Genomic DNA, 18,225 nt, shown 5'->3' with positions numbered 1-18,225 from the left:
GGTGCCTGCTGCTACCGTCACAGCAATGGAGTACGACGCGGTCGGTCCGTCAACGAATCGGTGAGTCGTACGAGACGGACACGGCTTGACGGGGACTTCCGCGTGCGGGGGCGAGAGGTGGGCACAGGTGGCTAGGGGCAGCTCGGGATTCGTGGCCGCGCTCACCGCGGCGGCGATCGCCGTGGTCGGTTTCCTCGCCTATCAGGCGTCGGCACACGTGCCCGACACCCTGGGCAAGCCCCAGGTGAAGAAGTCCCCCTCGGCCACGGCGTCGAAGCCGCCGCAGGACAAGAAGAACCCGGCGCCGCTGCCCGCCGCCTCGGGCACCGGTGAGCGGGTCGTGTACTCGACCGTCGACGACCGGGTGTGGCTGGTCGGCGCGGGCAACAAGGTGCGGCGCACCTTCACGGTGATGCCGGGGACGGTGGATCCGGCACCGGGCACGTACGCGGTGACCTCGCGCGGCGCCGTGGGCACGGGATCCGACGGCACGACGGTCGAGCACATCGTGCGGTTCGCACTGATCGACGGTGTGGTGTTCGGCTTCAGTGCGGCGGTCGACGGCAGCACGCCCAAGCCCGACGCCTCGAAGAAGCTGGGCGGCATCCGCGAGTCCCGTGCCGACGGCACCGCGATGTGGTCGTTCGCCACGGGCGGTCAGAAAGTCGTCGTCGTCAAGTAGGCGAAGGGCGGCACGCGCGGGGGGAAAACGCCCCGCCGGCCCCGTCCTATGCGGCCCTGCGCGGTTCCGGGGGCTCGTGGGCCGTGCGCGGCGCCCGGGGGACGGGGTCGCACGGCGGTGTCGAGACCGCCTTCGCCGCGGCACACGCCGCCAGCAGGTCCCGCATCGACACCCCGGCCGCTCCGGCCGGAACACGCGGCTGCGCCTCGTCACGTTCTGAAGCCGGCATGGACGCCTCCTGGTGTCGCGGGGGCGGCATGGTTAGGCAGACCTAACCACGAACTGATTCCCATGGGACCATGCCCGGCACCTGCGGCGCAATATCTTGCCGACGAGTTGTCGGAACGCCGGGTGACGAAGGTCGCCGCGCCGGGGGACCCTTCCGAAGGTGACCCGGCGGGTACACCTCGCGGGCGAAGACCCCCGTCGACCGGGCGGCTCCGCGCCGGGGACCCGGGACGGATCGCGTGCCGGCTCTCAGGCCGACAGGGCCGCGAGATCCACGGCCGACCAGCGCCGGCCGAGGCCCGTGAGGGTCACGCGCCGCACCTCGTCGGTGGTGTCTCCTACGGCGCGGTGGATGACCACGTGCAGCCGGTCGTCCGCGAGGTCCTCGACCTTGCCCTCGCCCCACTCCACGACGACGACGGAATCCGGCAGCGAGACGTCGAGGTCGAGGTCCTCCATCTCGTCCAGGCCGCCGCCCAGACGGTAGGCGTCCACGTGGACCAGCGGGGGGCCGTCCACGAGGGACGGATGCACCCGGGCGATCACGAAGGTCGGCGAGGTCACCGCACCCCGTACGCCGAGCCCCTCGCCGAGCCCGCGGGTCAGCGTGGTCTTGCCCGCGCCCAGCTCGCCGTTCAGCAACACGAGGTCGCCCGCGCGCAGCAGCTCGGCCAGCCGGCGCCCCAGCTCCTGCATCTGTTCGGGGGAGGTGACGGTGAACTCTGTGCTGACGCCCGGCATCGGGGCCTCAGCCGGGCTGTACGGTGCTGGTGCTTCCATAGCCACCCACGGTAGCCCCTGCCGGGACCGCCCCCGAGCGCATCAGGAGGTCGGCGAGACGGTCGGTGACCACCTCGGGGTGTTCCAGCATCACGAGATGACCCGCGTCCGGTACGAGCACCAGTTCGGCGTCCGGCAGCAGACCGGCGATCGCCTCGCTGTGCTCGCTGGGTGTGACCAGGTCCTGGATGCCCGCGAGGACGAGCACCGGCAGCTCGGCGAAGCGGGCCAGCGCCTTCGTCTTGTCGTGATCGGTGAAGGCCGGATAGAACTCGGCGACCACATCGATCGGGGTGCCCTCGATCATCCGCTCCGCGAACCGCGCGACGGCCGGGTCGACGTCGCGGGACGCGAACGAGTACCGCTTGATGATCCCGGCGAACAGGTCGGCCGTCGCCCGGCGCCCCCTCTCCACCAGCTCCGCCTGCTGGCCCAGCGCCTTCAGCACACCGGGGAGGATGCGCCGCACGGCGTTGACGCCCGCGACGGGCAGTCCGAAGTTGACCTCGCCGAGCCGTCCGGACGACGTGCCGACGAGCGCGACACCGACGACCCGGTCGCGGATCAGCTCCGGGTACTGGTCGGCGAGCGCCATCACCGTCATGCCGCCCATGGAGTGTCCGACGAGCACCAGGGGGCCCTCGGGCGCGGCCGCGTCTATCACGGCCTTGAGATCGCGGCCGAGCTGATCGATGGTGACCGGCGTGCCCTCGGCCTGGGCCATGCCGCGTGCGGAACGGCCGTGGCTGCGCTGGTCCCAGTGCACGGTGCGGACGACGCCGCGCAGCGCGGCCCGCTGGAAGTGCCAGGAATCCTGGTTGAGGCAGTAGCCGTGGCTGAAGACGACGGTGACCGGCGCCGGCGCCTTGCGCCCGAAGAGCCGGCGGCGCCGCGGAACCGTTCCGCCCTCCGGCTCGATGTCGTCGACCTCGTAGTGCAACGCGGTGCCGTCGTCCGCGTGGGCCTTGCCGGGGGCACCCCGCAGGGTGCCGTACGGTCCCGTCGAGTCGAGGGCGAGCCGGGCCTTGCGCCGCATGCCGCGGCCGACCGTCATCCGCTCTATGGCGACGCCGGCGGCGGCGCCCGCGGCCACCACGCCTATCGCGGCGCCGGCGATACCGGCTATGCGCCAACTCCCGCCGGCGGAGGCGGTGGCGCCGGTGACGGCCTCCACAACCTCGGCACTGCTCTCGCTCACGACCCGTTTCCTCCCCGCCGGAGGCTCCGCCCGTCCGGCCTTCCGCTGCCCACCCTCACTCGTGTGGGTTACCCAACTTGTTCCGCATTCACATTCACGTAGACGCGGGGAACTCGGGATCCGATCCGGGTCACGATTTCGTAAGCGATGGTTCCGGCCGCCTGCGCCCAGTCCTCGGCGGTGGGCTCACCGTGCTCGCCGGAGCCGAAGAGAATCGCCTGCGTGCCGGGCGCCGGCTCGTCGCCGCCCAGGTCCACCACGAACTGGTCCATGGCGATCCGGCCCGCCACCGTCCGCAGCTTGCCGTCGACCAGGACCGGGCCGCTGCCGGAGGCGTGTCGCGGGACGCCGTCCGCGTAGCCGACGGGGATCAGGCCGAGGGTCGTCGTACCGGAGGTCGTGTACTGGTGCCCGTAACTGACGCCGTGACCGCCGGGGACCTGCTTCACCAGGGCCAGCGAAGCCTTCAGCGTCATCACCGGGCGCAGCCCGAGGTCCGCCGGGGTGCCGAGCTCGGGGCTGGGCGACAGGCCGTAGACGGCGATGCCGGTCCGGACGAGGTCGAAATGGGCCTCGGGCAGGGTCAGCGTGGCCGGCGAGTTGGCGATGTGGCGCACCTCGGGCCGTACGCCCCGCTCCTCGGCGTGCGCCACCATCTCGCGGAAGCGGCCGAGTTGGGACGCGATGGAGGGATGTCCGGGCTCGTCGGCGCAGGCGAAGTGCGACCACAGGCCGACGACCCTGACCAGGCCGTCCGCCTGGGCCCGCAGGGCCTCGGCGACGAGTTCCGGCCAGTCCGCGGGCTGGCAGCCGGCCCGCCCCAGGCCGGTGTCGGCCTTGAGGTGGACGCGGGCCGGCATGCCGGCGGCGGCCGCGGCCTCGCGCACCTCTTCCAGGGCCCACAGATCGCTCACGGACACGTCGACGTCGGACTCGATCGCGCGGCGCCAGGGCCCGCCGGGGGTCCAGAGCCAGCACAGGACACGTCCGTGCAGGCCCGCCTCACGCAGCGCGAACGCCTCCTCGGGCGTGGCCGTGCCAAGCCACTCGGCACCGGCTTCGAGGGCGGCGCGGGCGCACGGCACCGCCCCGTGGCCGTACGCGTCCGACTTCACCACGGCCATCAGGGCGGCGCGGGGAGCGAGGGCGCGCAGGGCACGGACGTTCGCCCGCAGAGCCGCCAGGTCGATCTCGGCACGGGCGCGCAGAGGTGCCGTCTCAGTACTTGTCATCGCGCCCCAGTCTCTCAGAGGGCTCCGCCGCCTCTTCGACGCCGGTGCGGCGCGTGCCGATGACGTACCGCAGGCGGGGCGGCCGGTCAGCCCCGTACGTCCCGCCAGGCCTCCGGGATGGCGTTCGCCACGTCGTGTGCCCCCGCGGGCGCGCCGTCCGCCGCGTACCGGCCCGCGAGACCGTGCAGATACGCGGCCACGCCGGCCGCGTCCCGGGCGGAAAGACCCGATGCGAGCAGTGAACCGGACAACCCTGACAGCACGTCCCCGCTCCCGGCGGTCGCGAGCCAGGGCGTGCCCGTGGCGTTCACCAGGACGGGCCCGCCCCCGGCGTCCGCCACCAGCGTGGTGGAACCCTTGAGCAGCACGGTCGCCCGGTAACGCGCCGCCAGTTCCCGCACCGCCGCGAGCCGGGCCCCCTCGACCTCCTCGCGCGACACCCCGAGCAGTGCGGCGGCCTCCCCCGCATGCGGGGTCATCACAGTGGGCGCGCCGCGGCCCCGGACGACGTCCCGGTCGGCCAGCCGCAGCCCGTCGGCGTCGACGAGCACGGGCACGTCCGCCTCCAGCACCTCCGCCACGGTCGCCGCGTCGTCACCGACGCCCGGCCCCACGACCCATGCCTGCACCCGCCCCGCCTTCGCGGGCCCGGTGTCGGAGACCAGCGTCTCGGGGAAGCGCGCGATCACCGCTCCCCCGGCGGGCCCCACGTACCGCACGGCTCCGGCCCCGCCCCGCAGCGCGCCCGACACCGCGAGCACGGCCGCCCCGGGGTAGCGCGCGGATCCGGCGGCGATACCGACCACCCCGCGCCGGTACTTGTCGCTCTCGGCCTGCGGCAGGGGCAGCAGCGCCGCCACGTCCGCGTGCTGCAGCGCCTCGAGTTCGGCCTGCCCGGGCAGTTCGAGCCCGATGTCCACGAGGCGTACGGAACCGGCGTACTCCCGGGCCGGGTCGATGAGCAGGGCCGGCTTGTGGGTGCCGAAGGTCACGGTCAGATCGGCCCGTACGGCCGGGCCGAGCACCTCGCCGGTGTCGGCCTCCACCCCGCTCGGCAGGTCGACGGCGACCACGGCCGCCCGCGACTGCCCGACGATCGCGGCGAGCCGCGCCGCGTCCGGCCGCAGGCCGCCCTTGCCGCCGATCCCGACGATTCCGTCGACCACGAGGTCGGCACGCCGGATCGCCTCCTCGGCGGCGCCCACGGACTCGGGGCCGCCCGGCACCACCGTGCCGCCCGCCCCCCGCAGGGCCGCGAGCCCGCCCTGATGGGTCCTTTCCGGCGCGAGCAGCACCGCCGTGACGCCCGCTCCGCGTCGGGCCAGCCGCGCCCCGGCGTACAGGGCGTCACCGCCGTTGTCCCCGCTGCCCACCAGCAGCACCGTCCGGCTGCCGTACACCCGTCGCAGCAACTGAGCGCAGGCCGCGGCCAGTCCGGCGGCGGCGCGCTGCATCAGCGCACCCTCCGCAAGCCGTGCCATGAGCGAACGCTCGGCCGCCCTCACCGTCTCCACGCTGTACGCAGTACGCATACCGTCGAGTCTCCCTCACGACCGCCGGTCGGGAGCGGACCTACCCCTCCGCCACGACGACCGCCGAGGCCACGCCCGCGTCATGACTGAGCGACACGTGCCAGGACTTCACGCCGAGTTCGGCGGCGCGGACCGCGACCGTGCCCGTCACCCGCAGCCTCGGCTGGCCGCTGTCCTCGACGTAGACCTCGGCGTCGGTCCAGTGCAGCCCGGCGGGCGCACCCAGAGCCTTGGCCACCGCCTCCTTGGCCGCGAACCGCGCGGCCAGGGAGGCGACACCGCGCCGCTCCCCGTTCGGCAGCAGCAACTCCTGGTGCAGGAAGAGGCGTCCGGCCAGACCCGGCGTGCGCCTCAGCGACGCCGCGAACCGGTCGATCTCGGCCACGTCGATGCCGACCCCGATGATGCTCATACGGAGCACCCTACGGCGGCCCGCCTCCGCTCCCCGGTCTCCGACGACGCGTCCGTCACGACCGGCTGCCGGCCTGCGGCGACCGGTCGGCACACGGCTGTCCCGAACGCCGGAGAGCGCCCGCTCCGGAGGGGTCCCGGAATCCCCGGCCCCCGGCGAACAGGCCGCCACCGCTGCGGCCGTCGACTCCCCCGTCCCGTGTCCCTGCCCGACTCGCACTCCCCGGCCGGGCGTTCGAGTCGTGTTCACAGGCCCCGAGGACTCATTCCACCGTCACCGACTTCGCCAGGTTCCGCGGCTGGTCCACCTCGTTGCCCCGGGCCGTCGCCAGTTCGCAGGCGAAGACCTGGAGGGGCACCGTCGCGACCAGCGGCTGCAACAAGGTGGGCGTCGCGGGGATGCGGATCAGATGGTCCGCGTACGGGGCCACCGCCTCGTCGCCCTCCTCCGCGATCACGATGGTGCGCGCACCCCTCGCACGGATCTCCTGGATATTGGAGACGATCTTGTCGTGCAGGACCGAGCGCGCTCGGGGCGACGGCGCGACCACGACGACCGGCAGGTCCTCCTCGATCAGCGCGATCGGCCCGTGCTTCAGCTCGCCCGCCGCGAAGCCCTCGGCGTGCATGTACGCCAACTCCTTGAGCTTGAGGGCGCCTTCTAGGGCCACCGGATAGCCGACGTGCCGGCCCAGGAAGAGCACGGTGTTCTTGTCGGCGAGCGAGCGCGCCAGCTTGCGTACCGGCTCCATGGTCCCGAGCACCCGCTCGACCGCGCGGGAGATCTGCGACAGGTCGCGGATGACGACATGGATCTCGTCACCCCACTTGGTGCCGCGCACCTGTCCCAGGTAGAGGGCCACGAGATAGCAGGCGACGAGCTGGGTCAGGAACGCCTTGGTCGAGGCGACCGCGACCTCCGGGCCCGCATGCGTGTACAGCACGGCGTCCGACTCCCGGGGAATCGTCGACCCGTTGGTGTTGCAGATGGCCAGCACCTTGGAACCCTGCTCACGGGCGTGCCGCAGGGCCATCAGCGTGTCCATGGTCTCGCCGGACTGCGAGATGGCGATGACCAGCGTGCGCGGGTCGAGGATCGGGTCCCGGTAGCGGAACTCGCTGGCCAGCTCGACCTCGCACGGAATGCGTGTCCAGTGCTCGATGGCGTACTTGGCGATCATCCCGGCGTGGAAGGCCGTGCCGCACGCCACGACCACGATCTTGTCGACCTCGCGCAGTTCGGCGGCCGAGATCCGCAGTTCGTCCAGGCGCAGCGAGCCGGAGGCGTCGATACGGCCGAGCAGGGTGTCGGCGACCGCCTTGGGCTGCTCGGCGATCTCCTTGAGCATGAAGTAGTCGTAGCCGCCCTTCTCGGCGGCCGAGGCATCCCAATCCACGTGATAGGAGCGGACGTCGGCGGGGCGGCCGTCGAAGCCGGTGACCGTGACGCCGTCGCGGCGCAGTTCGACCACCTGGTCCTGGCCCAGCTCGATCGCGGACCGGGTGTGGGCGATGAACGCCGCGACGTCCGAGGCGAGGAAGGCCTCGCCCTCACCGACGCCCACCACCAGCGGGGAGTTCCGCCGGGCGCCGACAACCACGTCCGGCTCGTCGGCGTGCACCGCCACCAGGGTGAACGCGCCGTCCAGCCGCCGGCACACCAGCCGCATCGCTTCCGCCAGGTCCGCCGTCACCGCGAACTCCTCGGCGAGCAGATGGGCGACGACCTCGGTGTCCGTGTCGGAGGCGAGCACATGGCCCCGCTCCGCCAGTTCGGCCCGCAGGAGCGCGAAGTTCTCGATGATCCCGTTGTGGACGACGGCGACGCGGCCCGCGTTGTCGAGATGCGGATGCGCGTTGACGTCGGTCGGTGCGCCATGGGTGGCCCAGCGGGTGTGCCCGAGACCCGTGGTGCCGGCCGGCAGCGGCCGATCCACCAGCTCCTTCTCCAGGTTGACCAGCTTGCCCGCCTTCTTGGCGGCGGCCAGGCCCCCGTCCGCGAGCACGGCGACGCCCGCCGAGTCGTATCCCCGGTACTCCAGCCGCTTCAATCCCGCCACGACCACATCGAGCGCCGACTGCGGCCCCACGTATCCCACAATTCCGCACATGTGCCGCAGCCTACGGTCCGGGGGACGTCCCGACCTCTCGAAGCGTGCCCGAAATCGGAAATTCCCACTGGCGTACGAACACCCGCGCGCCGAAGCACACATGGCAGACCGGGCACTCGTGATCAACCAGTGATGGAGCGCGGCACCGAGTGTGTCGAAAAGTGCTCGCCCGGACGACCGGGGCGGGGGGGGATCCCCCTGTTCGCCACCAAAGCCGAACTCCGCCGGGCCAAGGGGCTGGGACAGGAACGCGTCATCGCGCGCATCCAGGCGCGCCACGAGGCGATGGACACCGCCGGCGGGCAGGCGGCTGCAAGCCCTCAGCCGACACGGCCCGTCGCGACACCGCCGGCGGCCGGTCCGTCGTCCGGCCTCGGCGGGCGATTGAGCCATCCGGATTACCCGGTCCGCGAAGGCACCACGGACCGGCCGGATCGGCCAACGGACGCGACGGCGGACGAAATCAGCCCACCCTTCGACATGTCCGCGCCAGGCGGACGTGACGCACCCCACCCCACAGTCCGGTTCGAACTCCGTTAACAATGGACTGTGATCTCTCCGGTCTCCTCGATGCCCCGGAGCGCCCACCGGCCAAGGCCGGAGGCGACTCCCTACGTCGACCTCACCCGTGCCGAGTGGAGCGCGCTGCGCGACAAGACGCCGCTGCCGCTGACGGCCGAGGAGGTCGAGAAGCTGCGCGGTCTCGGCGACGTGATCGACCTCGACGAGGTGCGGGACGTCTACCTCCCGCTGTCGCGGCTGCTCAACCTCTACGTCGGCGCCACCGACGGCCTGCGCGGGGCCCTGAACACCTTTCTCGGCGAGCAGGGCTCCCAGTCCGGCACCCCGTTCGTCATAGGTGTCGCGGGCTCCGTGGCGGTCGGCAAGTCGACCGTCGCCCGTCTGCTGCAGGCCCTGCTCTCCCGCTGGCCCGAGCACCCGCGGGTGGAGCGGGTGACCACCGACGGCTTCCTGCTGCCCACCGGGGAACTCCAGGCCCGCGGGCTGATGGCGCGCAAGGGCTTCCCCGAGTCGTACGACCGCCGGGCGCTGACCCGTTTCGTCGCCGACATCAAGGCCGGCAAGGACGAGGTGACGGCCCCGGTCTACTCGCACCTGATCTACGACATCGTGCCCGGTCGCACGCTCACCGTCCGCCGCCCGGACATCCTCATCGTCGAGGGCCTCAACGTGCTCCAGCCGGCCCTCCCGGGCAAGGACGGCCGTACCCGGGTCGGCCTCGCCGACTACTTCGACTTCAGCGTGTACGTCGACGCCCGCACCGAGGACGTCGAACGCTGGTACCTCAACCGCTTCCGCAAGCTCCGCCAGACCGCCTTCCAGGACCCCTCGTCGTACTTCCGCAAGTACACGCAGGTCGCCGAGGAGGAGGCCCTCGACTACGCCCGCACGATGTGGCAGACGATCAACAAGCCGAACCTCGTGGAGAACATCGCACCGACCCGCGGCCGCGCCACCCTGGTGGTGCGCAAGGGCCCGGACCACAAGGTGCAGCGGCTGAGCCTGCGCAAGCTGTAGAAGACCGACGACGTGGTGCCGCGAACGCAGCCGTCGCCTTCACCAGCAACGAGTACCGCCGGGCATGGGGCTCCACCGCGCAGCTCCTGCTGAACCTGCTGGGTATCGTGCTCGCGGGCACGGTCACCCTGCCGACCCAGAAGTGGTTCTGGGCCGGACAGCGTGAACGCAACTCCGGAGCCGGGCGTCTCTAGCCGAGCGCCGACTTCACCGCGTCCGCGAGACGGCCGGCCACGGACCGCGCCTGGTCGATGTCTGCGGCCTCCACCATGACCCGCACCAGCGGCTCGGTGCCCGAGGGACGCAGCAGCACCCGCCCGGTCGACCCCAGCTCCCGCTCGGCCTCGGTGACGGCGGAGGCGACGTCGGCGGACGTACCGACACGGGACTTGTCGACGTCGGGGACGTTCACGAGGACCTGCGGCAGCCGCTGCATCACCGAGGCGAGGTCCTTGAGCGTGCGGCCGGTCTGCGCCACCCGCGCGGCCAGCAGCAGGCCGGTCAGCGTGCCGTCACCGGTGGTGGCGTGGTCGAGGATGATGACGTGCCCGGACTGCTCGCCGCCGAGCGCGTAGCCCTTCTCCTTCATCTCCTCCAGCACGTACCGGTCACCGACCGCGGTCTGCACCAGGTGGATGCCCTCGCGCTCCATGGCCAGCTTGAAGCCCAGATTCGACATGACCGTCGCGACGACGGTGCCGGAGCGCAGTGCGGAACGCTCCCGCATCGCCAGCGCGAGTACGGCCAGGATCTGGTCGCCGTCCACCTCCTCGCCCGTGTGGTCCACGGCGAGGCAGCGGTCGGCGTCGCCGTCGTGCGCGATACCGAGATCGGCGCCGTGCTCGACGACGGCGGCCTTGAGCTTGTCCAGGTGGGTCGAGCCGCAGCCGGCGTTGATGTTGAGGCCGTCGGGCTCCGCGCCGATCGTGACGATCTCGGCGCCCGCCCGAGTGAACGCCTCCGGGGAGACCCGGGCGGCGGCGCCGTGGGCCTCGTCGAGGACGATCTTGAGCCCTTCGATGCGGTTCGGCAGGACGTCGAGGAGGTGGCCCACGTACCGGTCGAGGCCCTCGCGGTAGGACCTCACACGTCCGACCCCGGCGCCCGTGGGCCGGTCCCAGGGAGCGCCGGTGCGGTGCTCCTCGTACACGGTCTCGATCTTGTCCTCGAGATCGTCGGCCAGTTTGTGGCCACCGCGGGCAAAGAACTTGATCCCGTTGTCGGGCATGGCGTTGTGGCTGGCGGAGAGCATCACACCGAGGTCGGCGCCGAGCGCACCGGTCAGATACGCGACGGCCGGGGTGGGCAGGACTCCCACGCGCAGCACGTCCACGCCCGCGCTGGCGAGCCCAGCGACCACGGCGGCTTCCAGGAACTCCCCGGACGCACGCGGATCCCGTCCGACCACCGCCTTCGGCTTGTGGCCCTCGAACGTACCCGCCTCGGCCAGTACGTGTGCCGCTGCCACGGACAGACCGAGCGCCATCTCGGCCGTCAAATCCGCGTTGGCGACGCCGCGTACGCCGTCCGTACCGAAGAGTCGTCCCACTGTGTCGTCCTCCGAACGTTGCTGCGATTGTGCGGCTCCGGATCTGTCTTCAGGCTTATCACCCGCGTCCGTACCGAGACCGTCGGGATTGCTCCATAAGCTCCACAAGCCGAACTCCATAAGCCGGGGATAAGCGCCACTCCCCGTAAACGAACCGCCCCGGCGGCACAGAGCGTGCTGCCGGGGCGATGCGTGCGCGCTGCAGGCGGTACGACGCCCGCAGCGACCAGCGGATGCGATCAGCGCTTGCTGTACTGCGGGGCCTTGCGGGCCTTCTTCAGACCGGCCTTCTTCCGCTCGACCGCGCGGTCGTCGCGGCGCAGGAAGCCGGCCTTCTTCAGCGCGCCACGGTTGTTGTCGACGTCCGCCTCGTTCAGCGCACGGGCGACACCGAGACGGAGCGCACCGGCCTGACCGGAGACGCCGCCACCCGCGATGCGGGCGATGACGTCGTAGCGGCCGTCCAGCTCGAGCACCTTGAAGGGCTCGTTGACTTCCTGCTGGTGCACCTTGTTCGGGAAGTAGTCCTCGAGGGTGCGACCGTTGATCTTCCACTTTCCGGAGCCCGGAACGATCCGGACGCGGGCGATGGCGTTCTTGCGACGGCCCAGGCCGGCGGCCGGCTGGGGCTCGCCGAAGCGGGACGCGAGGGACTCGGAGGTGTACTCACCCTCCACCGGGACATCGGTCTCGGTGGTGTAGCTGTCGATGTCAAGCTCTTCGAGCGGCTGCTCGGCAGTGGTCTCGGCCACGATTCTCCTCAGATTCTCTTCGGTCTTAGGGGGTGGCCGGACTTACTGCGCGACCTGGGTGATCTCGAACGGCACCGGCTGCTGGGCAGCGTGCGGGTGCTGGTCACCCTTGTAGACCTTCAGCTTCGAGAGCATCTGACGGCCCAGGGAGTTCTTGGGGAGCATGCCCTTGACGGCCTTCTCGACGGCCTTCTCGGGGTTGTTCGCCAGCAGGTCGTCGTAGCGGACGGAACGCAGACCACCCGGGTAGCCGGAGTGGCGGTACGCCATCTTCTGGGTCCGCTTGTTACCGGACAGGTGCACCTTGTCCGCGTTGATGATGATGACGAAATCGCCGGTGTCCACGTGGGGCGCATAGATCGGCTTGTGCTTGCCGCGCAGCAGCGTGGCGGCGGTGGTGGCCAGACGGCCCAGGACGACGTCCTGAGCGTCGATGACGTGCCACTGACGCGTCACATCGCCGGGCTTGGGGCTGTACGTACGCACGGTTCGTAGCCTTCGCTTCTTCAGTGAGGATCCTGACAAGGTCACCGAAGACGATCACGACAGCCCAGACCGCACTGCGGTGACGCAAGCCGCGTGCAGGTCGCTGGTCATCGGCCCGGTGGACCGGTGTAAGGGCCCCTCACGTGAGAATGAGCAAGCCAATACACATAACGAACAGCCAGGATAACGGGGGCATCCACATGGGTCAAAACGAAGGGGCCCGCGCCGGTCCTGGCGGTTTCGGCGCCGCGGCACCGCCGATCGTCCCCGCGACCGCACCCCGCCGCGCGTGCCGGACCCGGTGACCTCGCCCTCAAAGGTCGGACAGGCTGGTTTTGCCGGGGCTGCCACACAAAGCGGGAGCCTGTCCATTCTGCCTCCCGGTCGCGCCGTCCCGGGGGCCACCGAAGGGAACGGGACCCTTCGCGGCCCGTCTAAGATGCGCCGCATGAGTTATGGGCAGGGGGAGCCCCCGTGGGATCCCTGGAAACCGACTTCCCAGCAGTCCGAGCGGGGTAGCCGCAGCGACACCCCCGACTGGGCCGCGCTCGCCGAAGCCTCCGAGGCGCGCAACAAGCGCCGTCGGCTGCTGCTGATCCTCGGCGGCGCCCTGGCCACGGTCGCCGTCGGCGCCGCCGTCGCCGTGGCCGTCGTGTCCGCGAACGGCAGCCCCGAGGCATCGGGCAAGCCGTCCGGCTCGCTGCCGGGCACCGCGGACCTCCCCAGCGGGAGTGCCGCGACCGTTCCGACGTTCGCCCCGACCTCGGCTCCTCCTCCGCTGGACCCGATGGACTTCATATCCAGCGTGCAGAAGGACAAGGCACCGATCAGCGCGGACACGCTGTTCCCCGGCACCCAGCTGACCGTGGGCACGAACGTCTACAAGAAGGGGCCGACGGCGGACACCACGAAGTGCGCCTCGGCCGCTCAGAACACGCTGCCCGCGGTGCTCACCAAGAACCGCTGCACCCGTGTCATCCGTGCCACCTACACCAAGGACGGCGTCGCGGTGACGGTCGGCGTGGCGCTCTTCGACACCACCGACCAGGCGACGAAGACCAAGCAGCAGGCGGACAAGAAGAGCTTCATCACCTCGCTGTTCGGCAAGGGCGTGCCCACGTTCTGCCGCAAGACGGTCTGCCGTTCCACCACCAATTCCTACGGTCGCTACGCCTACTTCACGCTCGCCGGCTTCACCAACGGCAAGGACGTGACGGCCAAGGACGCCAAGGTCTTCACGGCTGGCGACGACATGGCCGCGTTCGCCTTCCGGCAGATCCGCCGCCGCGGCGAGGTGCAGGCGGCCGCGGCCGCCGACCAGTGATACGCCGCGCGTCCGCAGACCACAGGCGTCCCGGGGAACACCGGGACGCCGTGCGGTCGATCACGGGATCGGCCTGACGTCATGCGGATGCGAGGACGCATCGGTCTGCTGGGAGCGATCGGCGCGGCGGTGACGGCGCCACTGGCGGTGTGGGCCTGGCCGGACAAGGCACCGGTGACGGTCGCGACCGATCTGCGGGAGCGCGACCCCAGGGCCACCCCGGCCGCACGCCGGGTGTACGCGATGCTGGCCGGCCTGGAGAACGACGCACGGCACGGCCGCCCGAGCCGCACGGTCATCGGGCAGCACGTGGAGCTGCAGAACGAGCGGTACAACCCCCAGTACGGCGACTACCGCGGCACCAAGCAGCCGGGCTACTACTACCGCAAGGCACAGGACATCACCGGGCGGCTGCCCGGGTTCGTGGAGCTGGACCTTGGGCCCGGTTACGGACAGCCGGGCTGGGCGGTGGGCGAGTCCCGCTCCTACTCACGCTCCTGGCCGAGCTGCCGCCGGATGTGGGGGTACGTCGACGACGCCGTGGATCTCGCCCTGGGCGTCTGGGCGGGCCTGCCGCGGCCGGACGACGGCTCGTACCGTCCCTCCGGCAGCCACTGGGACTGCACGTCCGGCACCGAGGTCTCGCTGCCGCACAACGGGGGCGGCCCCGCGGGCATCGTCGGTTTCTCCTTCCACCAGCCGTACCCCGGAAGCCCGGTCAAGGGATTCGCACAGACACAGCAGCGCAACTCCCCCGCCGCCCACGACCCCGGCTGGTTCGCCCGGGTGATCACCCCGGGCACCTCGGAGCACCAGGACCTGCTGCACGACCTCGACTTCCTCGCCGACCATCTGGGCTATCTCGCCGACCACGGGGTTCCGGTGCTGCTGCGCCCGTACCACGAGATGAACACGAAGCCCGGGCACGGCTTTTGGTGGGGGGGCCAGGACCCGGACCACTTCCGGCAGTTGTGGCGCGTGACGTACGACCACCTCGTGGGGCGGCGCGGACTGCACAACCTGATCTTCGTATGGGCGCCCAACTCCTGGGACGGCTCCTACGGGCGCGAGCCCCGGCCCTACTACCCTGGCGACCGTTACGTGGACGTGGTGGGGGTCGACGACTACAGCGGCAGCCCCGCCGAGCCGTTCGGTGCGGGGGCCTGGACGGAGGTCTGGTACCGCGGACTGGAGCAGTACGGCAAGCCGCGGATCGTCGCCGAGTCCTTCCACGTGCCACTCAACGCCGCCCGGCCGGACACCCTGGACAGGACGCCGTGGGTGCTGTGGACCGTGTGGGGCCAAGCGTTGTCGTACGACAACGCCTCGTCCCCCCGAAAGAAGAACACGGGGGCGGATGTGCAGCGGACCTACCGGTCTCCCAAAGTGATCAGTGGCGGAAACTGGGCACACTCAGTCACGAATCGACATTGAACGTCTACAAGTCGGTTAACTTTTGACTACAACATTCACACCCGCTTCTCTTACACGCCTAAAATGTGTAAGCATCATTCACCTGTTCGGCCGGTGATCTGGGCGCCCGAGGGGGGGCATCTGAGGGGCAGCGGCCGAGACGCCGAAGAGGCGTTCGAGGACGCGTAACCCAGGGCACAAGCATGCGACGCGCACAGTGCGTCATGCCCGCCTGCCCGCTTCCTCGAGGCGCCGACCGATCTCACGGGAGTTCCGCAGTCGTCATGGCATCGACACTGGTCGACGGGAGCGTGCCGCATTCGCGGCACAATCAGAAGCTCACCCAGCGCACCGCGGCATGGAAGCCAGGGATCATCCCCTTCCTGCTGCCCTTCGTCCTGCTGGTCGCCATGGGCCTGTGGACCTACCGGCCCAGTTCGTCGGCACTGAGCTGGGTCCTGACCATCGTCTGGTCCCTGCCGGTGGTGGGCGTGATGGTCGGCATCCAGGGTGCCCTGCTGATCCGCCGCCGGGTCCGCCAGAGCGACCGGATGATGGATCCCGCACCGGTCGACCAGGACTTCCTGATCGTCCTCTGCCCCACCATCGGACGGCACGACACCTACCCGGCCCTTGAGCGCTCGGTACTGTCGTACGTCGAGCACATGCCCGAGTGGTTCCCGTACATGCGCGTGGACATCCTCACCGAGGAGGGCTGCGAGGCGGCGGAGGCCATCGACCGGCTCGCCCAGTCCCACCCGCTGATCCGGGTGATCACCGTGCCCAAGGACTACGTCCCGGCCAACGGCACCCGGTTCAAGGCCCGTGCCAACCACTACGCCCACGAGCTGCGCATCGCGGAGGGCGAGGCCCTCGACTACGTCTGGGTGCTGCACATGGACGACGACACCGGCGTCGGCCCCGACACCGCGACCTCGCTGGCCCAGTTCATCAACCGGCAGCGTCGTGCCCACCCCGACGAGGCCAAGCACATGGCCCAGGGCATCCTCACGTACCCCCGCGAGAACGCGGTCAACCGTTTCACCTGGCTCGCGGACGCGGTGCGGCCCGCCGACGACATCGCCCGTTTCCGCGCGCTGACCGGCCTCGGCACCCCGGCCGCCGGCGTGCACGGCGAGCTGCTGGTGCTGCGCGCCTCCATCGAGGCCACCATCGGCTGGGACTTCGGCCCCAAGGAGATCGTCGAGGACGCCCGACTCGCCCTGACCTTCTGCCGCAAGTACCCCGGCCGCAGCGACTGGTTCAACGGCCGCTGCTACGGCGCATCCCCCGCGAACTCGGCCGACTTCGTCAAGCAGCGGGAGCGGTGGGCCTGGGGCCTGGTGGCGCTCTGCTTCAACAAGGCCGTGCCCTGGCGCTACCGCTGGTTCCTGTCGATCTGCGTGGCCACCTGGATCCTCGGCCCGCTCCAGCACATCGCCGCCGTGCTGCTCCTCGGCTGGCTCGTCAACGACATGAACACCTCGCCCGTGACCCAGTCCGTGGTCATCCTGTGGGCCCTCAACTTCGCCTACGTGATCTGGACCTACTGGGAGGGCCTGCGACTGAACGCGCTCGCGTCGGTCAGTGGCCGGCGCAAGTGGTGGGAGCCGATCGTCGTGGTCGCGCTCATCCCCGTCTTCTCGGTGCTGGAGGGCCTCGGAGGCTTCAAGGGCTTCCTGAAGTTCGTCCGGCGCGAGGAGAACAAGTTCGTCGTGATCGCCAAGCCCGCCTGACCGCCCGGAAGACAACTGACATGCGCTCGCGACTTCCCCTGCTCGCCATCTTTCCGGTGACCGTCCTCGCCGTCGTGGTGGGCACCCCCTTCGTCCTCGGCGACCACCCGGTGCGCTGGGAGGCGGGCTCGGCCATGCCCAAGATCGTCAAGGGCGACGCCGAGGAGCCCGCCGGCCCGGCCGGCCACTCCACGGACAAGACACCCGGCTCCTCCGCGTCCTCCTCCACCGACGCCCTCCAGGTCACCAAGCCCTGGAAGAAGGGCATGCCGCAGTGGGGCGTACAGCTCTACTGGGAGGAGGAGAAGAACAAGCGATCCGACACGTTCATCGAGGCACAGGCCGGCAAGCAAGCGAAGTACCTCATCGGCCTGGGCGCGAACTCGGTGTCGGTCTCGTTCCCGTTCTTCATCGAGGACTCCACGTCCAACAAACTCTCGGCCGGCGCCAAGACCCCGTCCCCGGAACGTCTCGAACGGGTGCTGAAGGTGTTCAAGGACGCCGGGTTCCGCACCACGGTCCGCCCGATCCTGGACGAAGGCACCCTGGAGCAGTCGAACGGCTGGCGCGGCAGCATCGAGCCCGCCTCGCGCTCCGCCTGGTTCGCCTCGTACAAGCAGTTCCTCACCCCGTACCTCAAGGCCGCCGAGGACACGAAGGCGGACACCTTCGTCATCGGTACCGAGCTGAACTCCTTGGAAGGCGACGCCGGCTGGGACACCCTGGTCAGCTACGCCGAGAAGGACTTCTCCGGCGAGGTCGCCTACGACGCCAACTGGGACAACTACGTCACCCGCCGGATCAACATGCCGGTCAACCACCTCGGCGTCGACGCCTACTTCCCCGTCAAGGTGCCGGACACCGCTCCGGTCCAGGACCTGGTCAAGGGCTGGAACGACTGGCTGGACAAGAAGGCCACCGGTTCGCTGCCGAACATCCTCGTCTCCGAGACCGGCATCGGCGCCATGAACGGCGCCTACCACGCCCCCGGTGACTTCTACGTCAAGCGAGCCGTCAACCCCCAGGTGCAGGCCAATTGGTACAACGCCGTCTGCCAGGTGGTGCAGGACCGGAAGATGCAAGGCATCTACTGGTGGTCGCTCTGGTTCGACGACGACCCCAACACCAAGCCCGACGACAAGGTCGCCTCCCGGCTCGACTTCGCCGGACGCCCCCTCTCGGAGAGAGCCATCAAGTCCTGCTTCACCTCTGACTACGCGGGACCCGGTACCGCCCCCACCAGCTGACCGAG

The 18,225-nt window shown here is 70.6% G+C and carries 16 protein-coding genes; 6 read left to right on the top strand and 10 right to left on the bottom strand.

The window, feature by feature from the left end:
• Positions 1 to 127 precede the first annotated feature (127 nt).
• A complete protein-coding gene (locus tag ADL25_RS09455) occupies positions 128 to 682 on the top strand; it encodes a hypothetical protein (protein ID WP_079050262.1) in 555 nt (184 codons plus the stop codon).
• A 46-nt stretch (positions 683 to 728) separates the two neighbouring features.
• Here ADL25_RS09455 and ADL25_RS45905 read toward each other — a convergent pair whose 3' ends face one another.
• From ADL25_RS45905 to glmS, 7 genes are all read right to left on the bottom strand, one after another.
• Positions 729 to 911 (bottom strand): hypothetical protein, encoded by a 183-nt coding sequence (locus ADL25_RS45905; protein WP_079050261.1) that lies wholly within the window; start codon positions 909 to 911, stop codon positions 729 to 731.
• A 248-nt stretch (positions 912 to 1,159) separates the two neighbouring features.
• On the bottom strand, positions 1,160 to 1,690 hold the full coding sequence (gene tsaE, locus ADL25_RS09450) for a tRNA (adenosine(37)-N6)-threonylcarbamoyltransferase complex ATPase subunit type 1 TsaE (RefSeq protein ID WP_059127203.1): 531 nt from the start codon (positions 1,688 to 1,690) through the stop codon (positions 1,160 to 1,162).
• Positions 1,659 to 2,888 carry an alpha/beta fold hydrolase gene (locus ADL25_RS09445; protein WP_059127202.1) on the bottom strand — a complete coding sequence of 410 codons (1,230 nt, stop codon included), beginning with the start codon at positions 2,886 to 2,888 and terminating at the stop codon, positions 1,659 to 1,661. Before ADL25_RS09445 ends, tsaE begins: the two co-directional genes overlap by 32 nt.
• 68 nt (positions 2,889 to 2,956) lie before the next feature.
• Positions 2,957 to 4,120 carry an alanine racemase gene (alr, locus tag ADL25_RS09440; protein ID WP_059127201.1) on the bottom strand — a complete coding sequence of 388 codons (1,164 nt, stop codon included), beginning with the start codon at positions 4,118 to 4,120 and terminating at the stop codon, positions 2,957 to 2,959.
• Positions 4,121 to 4,206: 86 nt separating this feature from the next.
• Positions 4,207 to 5,652 carry an NAD(P)H-hydrate dehydratase gene (locus ADL25_RS09435; protein WP_107116557.1) on the bottom strand — a complete coding sequence of 482 codons (1,446 nt, stop codon included), beginning with the start codon at positions 5,650 to 5,652 and terminating at the stop codon, positions 4,207 to 4,209.
• A 40-nt stretch (positions 5,653 to 5,692) separates the two neighbouring features.
• Complete coding sequence (locus ADL25_RS09430) at positions 5,693 to 6,064, bottom strand: holo-ACP synthase (RefSeq protein ID WP_059127200.1); 372 nt, start codon at positions 6,062 to 6,064, stop codon at positions 5,693 to 5,695.
• 262 nt (positions 6,065 to 6,326) lie between these two features.
• Positions 6,327 to 8,174, bottom strand: a complete 1,848-nt coding sequence (gene glmS / locus ADL25_RS09425; RefSeq protein WP_059127199.1) for a glutamine--fructose-6-phosphate transaminase (isomerizing) — start codon at positions 8,172 to 8,174, stop codon at positions 6,327 to 6,329.
• 570 nt (positions 8,175 to 8,744) lie between these two features.
• Between glmS and coaA the strand changes: the two genes are divergently transcribed.
• Positions 8,745 to 9,713: a type I pantothenate kinase gene (gene coaA, locus ADL25_RS09420; RefSeq protein ID WP_059127198.1), complete on the top strand. Its 969-nt coding sequence runs from the start codon at positions 8,745 to 8,747 to the stop codon at positions 9,711 to 9,713.
• Positions 9,714 to 9,903: 190 nt separating this feature from the next.
• On the opposite strand, the gene glmM is transcribed toward coaA, so the two are convergent.
• The 3 genes from glmM to rplM form a co-directional block, all read right to left on the bottom strand.
• On the bottom strand, positions 9,904 to 11,262 hold the full coding sequence (gene glmM / locus ADL25_RS09415; RefSeq protein ID WP_059127197.1) for a phosphoglucosamine mutase: 1,359 nt from the start codon (positions 11,260 to 11,262) through the stop codon (positions 9,904 to 9,906).
• A 239-nt stretch (positions 11,263 to 11,501) separates the two neighbouring features.
• Complete coding sequence (gene rpsI / locus ADL25_RS09410) at positions 11,502 to 12,014, bottom strand: 30S ribosomal protein S9 (protein ID WP_059127196.1); 513 nt, start codon at positions 12,012 to 12,014, stop codon at positions 11,502 to 11,504.
• Between the two features lie 42 nt (positions 12,015 to 12,056).
• Positions 12,057 to 12,500, bottom strand: a complete 444-nt coding sequence (rplM, locus tag ADL25_RS09405; protein WP_059127195.1) for a 50S ribosomal protein L13 — start codon at positions 12,498 to 12,500, stop codon at positions 12,057 to 12,059.
• Positions 12,501 to 12,948: 448 nt separating this feature from the next.
• Here rplM and ADL25_RS09400 point away from each other — a divergent pair, with 448 nt between their 5' ends.
• The 4 genes from ADL25_RS09400 (at position 12,949) to ADL25_RS09385 (ending at position 18,220) form a co-directional block, all read left to right on the top strand.
• Positions 12,949 to 13,824 (top strand): hypothetical protein, encoded by an 876-nt coding sequence (locus tag ADL25_RS09400; RefSeq protein WP_059127276.1) that lies wholly within the window; start codon positions 12,949 to 12,951, stop codon positions 13,822 to 13,824.
• 87 nt (positions 13,825 to 13,911) lie between these two features.
• Positions 13,912 to 15,258, top strand: a complete 1,347-nt coding sequence (locus tag ADL25_RS09395; RefSeq protein WP_159044906.1) for a glycoside hydrolase family 26 protein — start codon at positions 13,912 to 13,914, stop codon at positions 15,256 to 15,258.
• 263 nt (positions 15,259 to 15,521) lie between these two features.
• Positions 15,522 to 16,973, top strand: a complete 1,452-nt coding sequence (locus ADL25_RS09390; protein ID WP_234380772.1) for a glycosyltransferase family 2 protein — start codon at positions 15,522 to 15,524, stop codon at positions 16,971 to 16,973.
• 20 nt (positions 16,974 to 16,993) lie between these two features.
• The gene (locus tag ADL25_RS09385) at positions 16,994 to 18,220 is read left to right on the top strand and encodes a glycoside hydrolase family 113 (RefSeq protein WP_059127193.1); all 1,227 of its coding nucleotides are present in this window, start codon (positions 16,994 to 16,996) and stop codon (positions 18,218 to 18,220) included.
• Positions 18,221 to 18,225 lie beyond the last annotated feature (5 nt).

This window comes from Streptomyces sp. NRRL F-5122, assembly GCF_001507435.1.
Classification (GTDB): Bacteria; Actinomycetota; Actinomycetes; order Streptomycetales; family Streptomycetaceae; genus Streptomyces; species Streptomyces lannensis.
Note: the sequence above shows the minus strand (reverse complement) of the source record. Positions and strands in the feature narration are given on the sequence as shown.